Source organism: Streptomyces sp. DSM 106670, from assembly GCF_055792845.1.
This window is the reverse complement of sequence record NZ_CM147704.1, coordinates 3,824,995-3,836,988: the sequence shown is the minus strand read 5'-3', so window position 1 is coordinate 3,836,988 and position 11,994 is coordinate 3,824,995. Positions and strand designations below refer to the sequence as shown.

Below are 11,994 nucleotides of genomic sequence, written 5' to 3'. Positions count from 1 at the left end.
CTCTCGACCCTAACGAGGAGCACCGACACCCGGCGACGGCGCATCCGGCCAGGACATGGCCGTACGCCGTCGTGCCCCGCCGTGTGTCAGACGCGGGCGAACAGCAGGTCGTGGACGATGTGCCCCTTGTCCAGGCCCTGCCCCTCGAAGCGGGTGAGCGGCCGGAACGCGGGGCGCGGGGCGTAGCCGCCGTCGGCCGCGGTGTTCGCGAAGCGGGGGTGCGCGGTGAGCACCTCCAGCATCTGCTCGGCGTACGGCTCCCAGTCGGTCGCGCAGTGGACGATCGCGCCGGGCTTGAGGACCGGGGCGACGAGGTCGAGGAAGTCGGGCTGGATCAGCCGCCGTTTGTGGTGGCGGGCCTTGGGCCACGGGTCGGGGAAGTAGACCCGCAGACCGTCGAGGGACTCGGGGGCCAGCATCTCGCGCAGCAGGATGACCGCGTCGCCGTTGGCCACCCGTACGTTGGTCGAGCCCGCCCTGTCCGCGAGGCCCAGCAGATTGCCCTGGCCGGGGGTGTGGACGTCGACCGCGAGGATGCCGGTGCCCGGGTCGTCGGCGGCCATCTGCGCGGTGGCCTCGCCCATGCCGAAGCCGATCTCCAGGACGACGGGCAGCCCGTCGAACAGCTCGGTCAGGTCCAGGACCCGCTTGCCGTCGATGTCCAGGCCCCACTTCGGCCACAGCCGCTCCAGGGACTCCTGCTGGCCGGTGGTGACCCGGCTGCGGCGCGGCTGGAAGCTGCGGATCCGGCGCTCGTGGTGCGAGCCGGCCGGGTCGGCGGCGGGGCCGCCGGGGAAGCGGGGCTCCATGCGCAGCCGGCGCGCGCGCTCGAAGGAGGCGGCCCGCAGCGCGGCGGCTTCGTCGGCGGAGGCGTCGGCGAGAGCGTCGGCGTGCGCGTCGGCGTGCGCGTCGGCCGCCGTGGAGCCGGTCCGCGCGGGGGCGGCCGGCGTCGTATCGGCCGGCGTCGCGTTGGGGGATCCGGCGGGCGTGGGGTTCAAGGGCTGCTCAGACACAATGACCGGATTCTACGGCGGGCGGCCTCCACCCCGTCTCCCGAGCCCGGCGCAGCGCGAGCCGCGCCACCTCCCGTCCGATGGGCAGGCACGCCGTCGCGGCCGGCGACGGGGCGTTGAGCACATGCACGGTGTGCGGGGCCTCGCGGATCAGGAAGTCGTCGACCAGCGTGCCGTCCTTCAGCACCGCCTGGGCCCGGACCCCGGCGGGCGACGGGCGCAGATCGTCCTCGGTGACGGCGGGCAGCAGCCGCTGGACGGCCCGGGTGAACGCGGACCGGGACAGCGAGCGGTGCACCTCGCCCGCCCCGTACCGCCAGTGCCGGCGGGCGATCTGCCAGGTGCCCGGCCAGCTCAGCGTGGACAGCAGTTCGGCGGGGCGGACCTGTGGCCAGGTGTATCCCTCGCGGGCCAGGGCGGGCACCGCGTTCGGACCGACGTGGACGGAGCCGTCGAAGCCCCGGGTGAGGTGGACGCCGAGGAAGGGGAACGCCGGGTCCGGCACCGGGTAGACCAGACCGCGCACCAGCTCGGGGCGGGCCAGCGCGTAGTACTCGCCCCGGAACGGCACGATCCGCACCCCCGGGTCGTCCCCGGCGAGGCGGGCCACCCGGTCGCAGTGCAGCCCCGCGCAGTTGACCAGCACCCGGGCCCGGACGACCAGGCCGTCCGCCGTGCGCACCGCGACGCCCCAGGGCCGCCGATCTATCGCGGTGACCTCCGCGCCGTACCGCACGATGCCGCCCGCCGCGGTGACCTCGGTCGCGAAGCGGGTGGCCACGGAGGTGAAGTCGCAGACGCCCGTCGTGCCGACCCGGATCGCCGCCAGGCCCCGGACCTCCGGTTCGTACTCCGCGATCTGGGCCGGGCCCAGCTCCCGCACGGGCAGTCCGTGCTCGCGGCCGCGCTGCACCAGGGCATGCAGCCGGGGCAGCTCGGAGCGCTCGGTGGCGACGATCAGCTTGCCGGTGGTGGCGTGCGCGATGGAGTGCTCGGCGCAGAAGTCCGCGAGCTCGGCGGAGCCGCGCAGCGCGTACCGGGCCTTGAGGGAGCCGGGGCGGTAGTAGATGCCGCTGTGGATCACGCCGCTGTTGCGGCCGGTCTGATGGCGGGCGGGGCCGCGTTCCTTCTCCAGGACCGTGACCCGGGTGCCCGGAGCCGCCCGGGTGAGCGCATACGCGGTCGACAGACCGACGATCCCGCCGCCGATCACCAGCACATCGCAGTCGTACGCCGCGTGCGTCATCATCACGCCACCTCCCACCCCGATAGTGCACTGACCCACTGACAACCGGCTCAAACCCGAGATGGGCAGGGCGTGGCGCACACTCCGCCCGGCGGGGGCCCGCCGGGCGGCTTCCGTGTCCGGTTCTCAGGCCTGGGTGACCAGCAGCGGGCGGGCCCGCTCCCGCAGCTCGGCGACGCGGGGCTCGTCCCCGTACGGCTCCAGGCGGTGCAGCAGATCGCGCACGTACTCCGTGGTGCGGGCCGAGGAGATCCGGCCCGCGACCTCCACCGCCCGGGTGCCCGCCGCGCAGGCCGCGTCCAGATTGCCGGACTCCAGCTCGGCGACGGCGGAGACGACGAGCCGCAGTCCGTGGCTGCGGACGAACTCCTCGGTCGGCCGGGACAGCGCCTGCTCGGTGAAGCGCCGCACCTGGCGGGGGGCCTTCAGGTCCCGGTAGCACTCGGCGGCGTCGGCGGCGAACCGGTCGTAGCCGTAGAAACCGAGCCAGGGCGGGTCGGAGTCGCCCGCCCGGGACCGCTCCAGCCAGCTCTCGGCGCCCTTGAGCGCGGCCCCCGCGGCCGGTGCGTCGCCGGCCTTCGCATGGGCGCGGGCCTCCACCAGACGGAAGAAGCTCATGGTGCGGGCGGTGGCGAGGCCGCGGTTGCGCTCGACGGCGGCCTGGGCGAGGTCGACGCCTTCGTCGGCGAAGCCGCGGTAGGTCGCCTGGAGGGACATGGAGGCGAGGACATAGCCGCCGAGCGGTACGTCGGCGGCGGCGCGGGCCAGCCGCAGGGCCTGGATGTAGTAGCGCTGGGCGGCTTCCTGCTGGCCGGTGTCGAAGGCCATCCAGCCGGCCAGCCGGGTCAGCTCGGCGGACGCGCCGAACAGGGCCCGGCCGACCTCGTCGGTGTACGAGCCGAGGAGCAGAGGTGCGGCGTCGACGCGTAAGCACTCGGGAACCATGGAGGAACGCCAGTCGCCGCCGCCGTACTTGGAGTCCCACCGCCGGGCGTCCTGGGCCGCCTCGCGCAGCTTCGACACATCGCTGTGGCCGACCCGCAGCGGCGAGGCGTCCGCCGCCGTCTCCGGGCCCGGCTGTACGGGGACGGAGCCGGCCGCGCCGGGAGTGTGGAGGATCTGTGCGCCCCGGGCGTCCGGTGCGCCCTGCGTGCCGCGGGCCGCCGGACCGGACGGCCCGTCGGGTGCGCCGCCGCGTGCCCCGAGGATCGCCGCCTGCGCCGCCGTCGGGTCCCGGGCCACCGACGGATCGGCGGGGGTTATCAGCCAGCGGGAGGCGGGCGTCGCGTACGCGCTCACCGAGAACGATCCCGCCAGGGACTGCCAGATCCCGCCGCCGCCCCGCCGCCCGGCCAGATCCAGCCGGTACAGCTCGGTCGCCGACCGGACCGCCTCGCCCACGTCCCGGGGGAAGGCGAGGCCGACCTCCGGGGCCGGGTCCGCGTCGGCGAGGCCGATCTCGTGCAGCGGGACCGGCCGGCCGAGCTTGGCCCCGATCGCCGCCGCGATGAGATGCGGCGCCGCGCCCTGCGGCACCATCCCCTTGGCGACCCACCGGGCCACCGAGGTCTTGTCGTAGCGAAGTGTCAGACCGCGCTGTGCTCCGAGGTCGTTGACCCGCCGGGCGAGCCCGGCGTTACTGATTCCCGCGAGGGCGAGAACCGTGCCGAGCTTCTCGTTCGGCCCGCGTTGCTCCCTGGACATGCGCCACCCCTCGACACACAGACAGCCGCCGCGTCACCGAGGACGGCGCGCGGCATTCGTACCGATGCCTCCCCAGGTTCGAACCCTCGTACTCCGCCTGCACACGCATGTGGCCGAGCCCCGAGGAATATGCCCCCCTGTCGAGAACACCAGTAAACACAGCGTAGTTCTCCCTATCCCTACCGTTAAGGGGCAGACGTCCGGATGGCGGGATTGTTGTCCGTGCGGGCGGTGCGGGCCGTCCGGGCGCGGGTGCGCGGGCCGGGGTGCGGCGTGCTCCCGGTGTGTGGCCGTGCGCCCGGCCGTGCGCTCTGGCCCGGCCGTCGCCGTGACGCTTGGCTGGGTACCGCGTGGGTCGGCCCGCTGCACTGGACTCAGTGGGCTGGGGGAAACCGCCGCTCCATTCCCCGCGGGCGGCGGACCGGTCCGGGAGGTGAGGCCCACCTCCCGGACTGTGCGTGGAGGGGTCGCCAGGGGGGCGCGGCACGGTATGCGCGCGTGGTGGCGCTTCGAGAGAATGGCCGAATAGCGACGGTCCGGTGAGGGTCTGACCAACGGTCCGACTATGGCCGGATATCGCCGCTGTTTCCGGGCGGCGCCGGCCCTTCCCCTGTCACGGGGACGGGCCGGGGCGGCGCGGAGACCGGGCGGCCCGACCTCCGCAACTCCCGGAACCCGCACTTCCGTTGCTGTCGTCGCGGTGAAGGTCGCGTCGGGCCTTTGCCAGGGGCGCATGCTCTTCCGGCGTGCGCCGCCCGTACACCCTCTCCTGCGGCATTGTCGTGGCAGCATGTCCCGCAGCGGCGTTCTCGCTCATCTCGTGCGCCGTTTGTCCACAGCCTGTGGAGGCGGCGATGCGTTGGTTGGTGGGATGGAGCAGTATCGCCGCGAGCTTCGGCACCGTCGGCGCCGTCGGAAACGGCGGAGAGGGGCGCACGGTTCACCCCGTGGGCTCCCAACTCCTGTGGGGCGACCCGGATCCGCTGTGGGCGGTCGGTGACTGGCGCCCCGACGAGATCCGCGTCATCGGCGTCGCGACCCCCGAAGGGGCGCCCACCGCACGCCTCGCGGTCCTCGGCTGCTGCGGCGCCACCGACGAGCAGCTGCGCGTCGGACTCCTCGCCGCGCGCGGCGGTGCGATGCGCCATCTCACCGCCTGGCCCGGCAGTTACACCGCCGTCGTGCAGATCGGCCGCCGCATCACCGTCGCGGGCGACCTGGCCGGCGCCCGGCCGGTCTTCCACACCCCCTGGGCCAACGGCACCGCCTACGCCACCGCCGCCCTGCCGCTCGCCGACCTCATCGAGGCCCAGCTCGACATCGGGCACCTCGCCGCCCTGCTCGCCTGCCCGGAGACCCCCGAGGCGCTCGGCGACGGCACGCCCTACGTCGGCGTGAAGCGCGTCCCGCCGGGCCACGCGCTGATCCTGCGGGAGGGCTCGCGGGAGATCACCGGGTACGAGGCCGTCGCCTCGCTCGCCGTCGCCGCACCCCAGGCCGACCCGGTGCACGCCGTGGAGGGCGTACGGGACGCGCTCGTCGAAGCCGTACGCGCCCGGCTCACGGCCCCGCGCCACGCGCCGGAGAACCTGCCGCAGGACCCGGGGCCCGTCCCCGGCATGGGCCCCGCCGACCGGCGTGCGGCCCGGGGCGGACCGGTGGCGGGCATCGGCGCCGACCTCTCCGGCGGCAGCGCCTCGGCCACCCTCGCCCTGCTCGCCTCCGGGCTGCCCGGACTGCCCGGCACCCTCCTCGGCCACGGCACCGGCGCCGGCGAGCGGCTGCTCGCCGTCACCTTCAACGACCTCACCACCCGCGGCAACGAGGACGAGCTGGAGCGGGCCCGCGCCATCGCCGCCAACCCGCGCCTGCACCACGTGGTCGTCGCGGCGGGCGAAGAGGCCCTGCCGTACGCCGGGTTGGAGACCGTCACCCTGACCGACGAACCGGCGCCCTCGCTCGTCCTGGCCGACCGGCACCGCCGCCGGCTCTCCGCGGGCAGCGCCGACCACCTCGTCGGAGCCGGGGCCCGGCAGGTCCTGGACGCGCACCCGGCCCGTCTCGCCGACCTCCTGATGGACCGGCGCAGACGCCACCTCCTGCGCCCCGTCGCCGCCCTGACCAAGGCCGAAGGTCCCACGGCGCACTCGCTGTTCGTCCCGCTGACGGTCTACCGCGCCGCCCGCCGCCTGGCCCGTACGTCCTACCGCACCGGTCTGGAGTCCGCCGCCGGGCTCCTCCCCGACGCCAACCGCTACGCCCCCGACCTCGCCACCCCCGCCGACGCCTCGCTCGCCGCCCTCGCCTGGTCGCGCCCGGGGCCCGCGGCGCGCTGGCTGACGGGGGAGGCGCTGGCCGAAGTATCGGTTCGCCTCCAGGAGGCGGCGATCCGGCCCACCTCGGTACAGCGTCCGGGGGAGGCCCGGGCCCGCGCCGCGCTCGCCCGGGGGGCCGCCGACCACCGGATCCTGGAGCAGGCCGCGGAGATCCGCAGCCAGCGCCTGCACGCCCCGTTCCTCGACAACCAGGTGGTCAGGGCGGCCCGCGCGCTGCCCGAGTCGCTGCGCGTCCAGCCCGGCGCACGGGCCGCGATCCTGCGCCGGGTGCTCGGCGGGGCGGGCATCCACGATCTGCCGCCCGGTTGGGGCGCGCCCTCCCAGGCCACCTCCACCGCCGTCACCCGGACCGGTCTGCGCACCGCGCTGCCCGAGCTGATGGCCCTGTTCGACGCCCCGCTGCTGGCCGACGCGGGACTGGTCGAGGCCCGGGTGGTCCGCAAGGCCCTGCGCGCCGCGTCCGAGGGCGAGCCGCTGCCGCTGGACGGCCTGGCGGACCTGGCCTCCACCGAACTGTGGCTGCGCCGCCTGGTGACCCGCCGCGGCACCTGCTGGACGGGCACGGCCGCCCCGCGCCAGCGCGCGGTCGCGGGCGGCGTGATCCCCGCCCGGCGCACGCTCCAACCCTGACCGGAAGAGACCGCCGCCGGGCGCCTCAGGCGCAGCTGATCCGGGAATTCGCCCAGTCCGCCAGGGCCACGCCGCCCATCGGGGTCTCCGGCTCCACCACGAGGCGGATCGAGGACTGCCCGGCGATGTTCACGCTCACCGGGACGGCGGGCTCGCCGCTCTTCATCACCGGGGAGCGCCAGAGCCGCGCGCCGTTCCCGTTGAACACCGAGAAGCGCACCGCGCCGAGCAGCGGCGTCAGATCGTCCACCCCGACCATGGCCTCGTAGCGGGTGCACGGCCGGTTCAGCTCGATGGTCACCGAGGAGCGGGCGTGCACGGTCACCCCGTGCGCGTAACGGGTGGAGGCGATCGACACGTTCGACCGCTGCCAGATCCAACTGCTCTGGCCCATCGCCACTTCCGGCTCGGTGTGGTCGCCGAACACGGAGTACGCCAGCTCGCTGACCTGGTACACCTCCGGGGCGGGCGGCGGCGGTGTGGGCTTCGGCGGCTTGGGCGTCGGCTTCGGGGACGGCGGCGGGCTCGGCGCCGGGGGCGCGGGCTTCGGCGGCGGCTCCGGGGAGGGCGTGGGGCTCGGCGTCGGCGTGGGCTTCGGGGCCGGCTCGGACGGGGACGGCACCGGGGGAGCGGGCGGTGCGGGGGCGGCCGGCGGCTTCGGAGCCGGCTTCGGGGACGGCGGAGGCTCCGGCGTCGGCACCGCGGGCGCCACGGCCGGCGGCTTCGCGACCGGCTTGGGCTCCGGCTTCGGCTGGTCGTCGCCGACGAGCGCCCACACCAGACCGGCCGCGGCGGCCACCGCCACGGCGGCGGCGATCCCGGCCTTGGCGGGTGCGCCGAGCCCCTCGGAGGCAGCGGCGCCTCCGGCGGCGCCACCGGTGGAACCGGACCCGGTGGCCGCCGCGGCGGCTCCCGCTCCGGCGGCCCCGGCCGCGCCGCCGGCCACGATGCCCGCGGCCTTGAGCGAATACCCGGCGGCGAACCAGCCGATGACCGCGACGGGCAGCAGCGCCGGGATCCCGGCGTTCACATGGTCCAGCTCGCCCGCGGCCACCCGGCACTTGGCGCATTCGTCGAGGTGCTTGCGCAGCCCCCGTTCGGCCCGGGTCCGCAGTCCGCCCCGGGCGTGGGCGCCGAGCCGGTCGGCGTACTGCGCGCAGTCCCCGCCGGTGGTCAGCGCCTGGCTGACATGGGCCTGGAGATACGCCTGCTTGAGCCCTTCGCGGGCGCGGCTGGCCAGGACGGCGGTGGCGTTGGCGGTGAGGCCGAAGAGCGGGGCGATCTCGCTCGGCGACTCCTCCTCCACCGTGGTGTGCCACAGGACCGCCTGCCAGCGCTCCGGGAGGCTCCGGAACGCCTGCATCGCCATCGTCTGCTCGGCCTCGTGCATCGCCAGGACGTCGGCGCCGAGTTCGAGGGTGTCGTCGTCGGAGACCTCGGACGAGCGGGAGGCCTGGGCGGCGAACACCGCGAAGTCGTCGACCAGATGCTCACGCCTGGCGCTCTTGGTCCAGGCGGCGGCGACATGGCGGACGGCGGTCATCAGATAGGCCCGGACCGCTTCCGTCGGCCCCTTTCCGCCCCGTACGGCCTGGAGCGTGCGCGCGAACACCTCGGCCGTCAGGTCGTCGGCGGTGTGCGCGTCCCGGCAGCAGCTGCGGGCGTAACGGAGCACGGCGGCCGAGTGCCGCCGGAACAGCTCCTCGTAGGCCTGGTCGTCGCCCGCCCGCATGTCCTCGATCAGCCGGGCGTCGGAGAGGCCGGCCTCGGGGGCCCCGCTGCGGCCCGCGCGCTGCTGCGGAACCGCCGGCGCGCCGACACCGCCGGAGGCGTCCTCCTCGGCGACGGCGGGCCACGGGCCGGGCAGGACGGTGCCGCCCTCGGCCTCACCGTCCGACGAGCCGCGTACGGCCTGGGTCGGCACCTGCCCGGCGGACAGCCCGTCCGCCTTGGTGTCCCTGTCGGCCGCAGCGATCTCGCCGAGCGGCTCTTCCTGCTGCTCGTTACCGCTCATCGCGGAAGCCCCCGTATACACCCTTGGACCCGAATACCGGCCAAGACTGCCACATGGCTCAATCGCGTTGGCATCTCAGTCCCGCCAACCACTCATCCGGGGCGTTTTCTCGAATATGAGTACTAGAGAACCTTCTTTCGGGGAATGAGACCCCGTCGATTCGTCTCCCGTCTCCCGGCACCCGGTCACCGCCCGCCCGCGCCCGCCCGTCGACAGACGGACGGACCCGGGCAGACGGACGCGGACGGTCGGACACGGACGGACGGCCGCGTCACGCGGGCCGCGACCGCAGCCCCTCCAGCAGGATGTCCAGCAACCGGGCCGAAGCCGCGGCCTGCTGAGCGGCGTCCGGCAGCGAAGGAGCCGCCGTCGCGATGACCAGCAGCACATCGGCCACCGTCACATCCCGGCGCAGCTCACCGGAGTCCCGCGCCCGGTCCACCAGTTGCCCCACGACCTCCAGCAGCTCGACCGCGCCCGAGTCCTCACCGAGGCCGTCGAGCCCGTCGCCGCCGCCGGAGCGCTGGCCGACGACGCGGAAGTCGTCCTGGCCCACTCCCTGCCGCTGCTGCGGAACCCGCGTCTCGTCCACCGCGCCCGACGCCGAAGCCGCCCCGGAAGCCGCCGGTGCGCCCGGCTCCTCCCCGTCGACCCCGACCCGCAGCACCTGCGGCGGCAGCAGCCTGCCCGCACCCGACGCCACGGACGTCCGCAGGAAGCGGGAGAGCGCCGACCAGGGCTTCTCCTCCTGCCCCAGCGCCGTACGCGCCTGCTCGGTCAGCCGGGAGGTCTCCTCCTCGGCTATCCGCCGTACCAGCACGTCCTTGCTCGGGAACCGTCGGTAGACGGTGCCCACGCCGACGCGGGCACGACGTGCCACATCCTCCATCGGAGCGCCGTAACCCAGCTCTCCGAACACCTCGCGCGCCGCGCGCAGCACGTGCTCCAGATTGCGCTGCGCGTCCACGCGCAGCGGAGCCGAGCGCGGCGCGCCCGCGGCTCCCGTCGTCGCCGTTCCCGCCGTCGTCGCCCCGTTCGGGGCCTGTCCGGCACCGGCCGAATTCAGCGCCGCGGCACTCACCGCGGCCGCCGAGCGAACGGCGTCCGCCGAGCTCATGACGCCGAGCGCACCCACGGAGCCGAGGCGCCCGTGGTCCTCGGACGCGCGCGAGAGCGCAGCCTGGCCATGCGTATCCTGAATATGCATAACTTCCCCCGGTTATGACGTCTCCCCCCGGAGACTTCCCGCCGTTTCAGACGGGGAGCGGAGCACAACGAAATCCGCACCCGACACCCCGACGGGTTACGAACATAGTTGAGCCCGCGTCAATTCAGAAGGGGGTAGTTCCGCATGGGGCGCCCCTCGATCGGACCAAGATCCGACCGACGCCGGAACATCGCCCTTCCGCTTACCCCGTTCGTAGTGCCTGACCTGCACTGCTGTCATTTTCCGCCACCCGCGGGCCCCGAGTGCCGTTGAGGATCCGCCGGTCACACAATTTGCCGGGCCTGTGGACAAACCACTGACTCCGTTGCGTCATGGGGTGGTGATGGCTCCAGATTCCCGGGGGACGACCCCCGGCACCCGGCCAGGTGTGCGCATTCTCGTCGTCGGCGGCGGCTACGTCGGGATGTACACAGCGCTGCGTCTCCAACGGAAGTTGAAGCAGAGACTGAGGAGCGGCGACGCCGAGATCGTGGTCGTCACGCCCGAGCCGTACATGACGTACCAGCCCTTCCTCCCCGAAGCGGCCGCCGGCTCGATCTCGCCCCGCCATGTCGTCGTGCCGCTGCGCCGCGTCCTCAAGGACTGCACGATCGTCATCGGCGAGGCGCAGCGCGTCGACCACACCAAACGGACCGCGACCGTCACCACCCTCGCCACCGGCGAGGACGGCACCGGAGCCCTGGAGATCGGCTACGACGAGATCGTCATCGCCCCCGGATCCGTGTCGCGCACCCTGCCGGTCCCCGGCCTCGCCGAGTTCGGCATCGGATTCAAGACCGTCGAGGAGGCCATCGGGCTGCGCAACCACGTCATCGAACAGATGGACATCGCCTCCGCCACCCGCGATCCGGCGATCCGCGACGCCGCCCTCACCTTCGTCTTCGTCGGCGGAGGCTACGCGGGCGTGGAGGCGCTGGCCGAACTGGAGGACATGGCCCGCTACACGGCGCGGTACTACCACAACATCAAGCCGGCCGACCTGAAATGGATCTTGGTCGAGGCCTCCGGGCGCATCCTCCCCGAGGTCGGCGAGGCCATGGGCACGTACGCCATCGGCGAGCTGCGCGGCCGGAACATCGACGTACGCCTCGACACCCGCCTCGACACCTGCGAGGACCGCGTCGCCGTCCTCAGCGACGGCTCCCGCTTCCCCACCCGCACCCTCGTCTGGACCGCGGGCGTCAAACCGGCCCCGCTGCTGGCCGCCACCGACCTGCCCCTCACCGAACGCGGCCGGCTCCGCTGTACCGCCACCCTCGGCGTCGAGGGTGTCCCGCACGCCTGGGCCGCCGGCGACGCCGCCGCCGTACCCGATCTGACCGCCTCCGAACCGGGCCGCGAGACCGCCCCCAACGCCCAGCACGCGGTGCGCCAGGCGAAGGTCCTCGCCGACAACGTCCTCGCCACGGTCGACGGCCGCCCGCTCAAGGAGTACCGGCACGCGTACGCCGGATCGGTCGCCTCCCTGGGGCTGCACAAAGGCGTCGCCCACGTCTACGGTCGCAAGCTCAAGGGCTACCCCGCCTGGCTGATGCACCGTACGTACCACCTCAGCCGGGTGCCGACGTTCAACCGGAAGGCGCGCGTCCTTGCCGAATGGACCCTGTCCGGACTCTTCAAACGCGAGATCGTCTCGCTCGGTTCGCTGGAACACCCCCGCGCCGAGTTCGAACTCGCGGCGGGAGGCGGCTCCGGCACCCCGGGGATCCCCGGCCCCGCCCGCCCGAAGGGCCCGGAAGAACCGCCGGACGACCGCCGGACGGACAGCTGACGGACATCCGGCGGACAGCTGACGGGCGGCCAGGGCGGCGACTGTCAGTACG

The 11,994-nt window shown here is 74.3% G+C and carries 7 protein-coding genes; 2 read left to right on the top strand and 5 right to left on the bottom strand.

Translation table 11 applies throughout. The annotated features are described in order from the left end of the window. Nucleotides 1-86: 86 nt before the first annotated feature. The 3 genes from trmB to ACSMXR_RS16990 all read right to left on the bottom strand — a co-directional run bounded on the left by trmB (nucleotide 87) and on the right by ACSMXR_RS16990 (nucleotide 3,963). Nucleotides 87-1,013, bottom strand: a complete 927-nt coding sequence (trmB, locus tag ACSMXR_RS17000; RefSeq protein ID WP_473172250.1) for a tRNA (guanosine(46)-N7)-methyltransferase TrmB — start codon at nucleotides 1,011-1,013, stop codon at nucleotides 87-89. After that, on the bottom strand, nucleotides 1,006-2,262 hold the full coding sequence (lhgO, locus tag ACSMXR_RS16995; protein ID WP_473172249.1) for an L-2-hydroxyglutarate oxidase: 1,257 nt from the start codon (nucleotides 2,260-2,262) through the stop codon (nucleotides 1,006-1,008). The genes trmB and lhgO overlap by 8 nt, the downstream gene beginning before the upstream one ends. Nucleotides 2,263-2,385: 123 nt before the next feature. Beyond that, nucleotides 2,386-3,963, bottom strand: coding sequence for a sporulation protein (locus ACSMXR_RS16990; protein WP_137235433.1), 1,578 nt, complete (start codon nucleotides 3,961-3,963; stop codon nucleotides 2,386-2,388). Between the two features lie 854 nt (nucleotides 3,964-4,817). Here ACSMXR_RS16990 and ACSMXR_RS16985 point away from each other — a divergent pair. Next, nucleotides 4,818-6,929 (top strand): asparagine synthase-related protein, encoded by a 2,112-nt coding sequence (locus tag ACSMXR_RS16985; RefSeq protein ID WP_137235434.1) that lies wholly within the window; start codon nucleotides 4,818-4,820, stop codon nucleotides 6,927-6,929. 25 nt (nucleotides 6,930-6,954) lie between these two features. Here ACSMXR_RS16985 and ACSMXR_RS16980 read toward each other — a convergent pair whose 3' ends face one another. Next, complete coding sequence (locus ACSMXR_RS16980) at nucleotides 6,955-8,943, bottom strand: sigma-70 family RNA polymerase sigma factor (protein ID WP_473172248.1); 1,989 nt, start codon at nucleotides 8,941-8,943, stop codon at nucleotides 6,955-6,957. Nucleotides 8,944-9,214: 271 nt separating this feature from the next. Next, on the bottom strand, nucleotides 9,215-10,150 hold the full coding sequence (locus ACSMXR_RS16975; RefSeq protein WP_137235436.1) for a TetR/AcrR family transcriptional regulator: 936 nt from the start codon (nucleotides 10,148-10,150) through the stop codon (nucleotides 9,215-9,217). A gap of 343 nt (nucleotides 10,151-10,493) precedes the next feature. Between ACSMXR_RS16975 and ACSMXR_RS16970 the strand changes: the two genes are divergently transcribed. Beyond that, nucleotides 10,494-11,942, top strand: a complete 1,449-nt coding sequence (locus ACSMXR_RS16970; protein WP_218525807.1) for an NAD(P)/FAD-dependent oxidoreductase — start codon at nucleotides 10,494-10,496, stop codon at nucleotides 11,940-11,942. The last annotated feature ends 52 nt before the right edge of the window (nucleotides 11,943-11,994 follow it).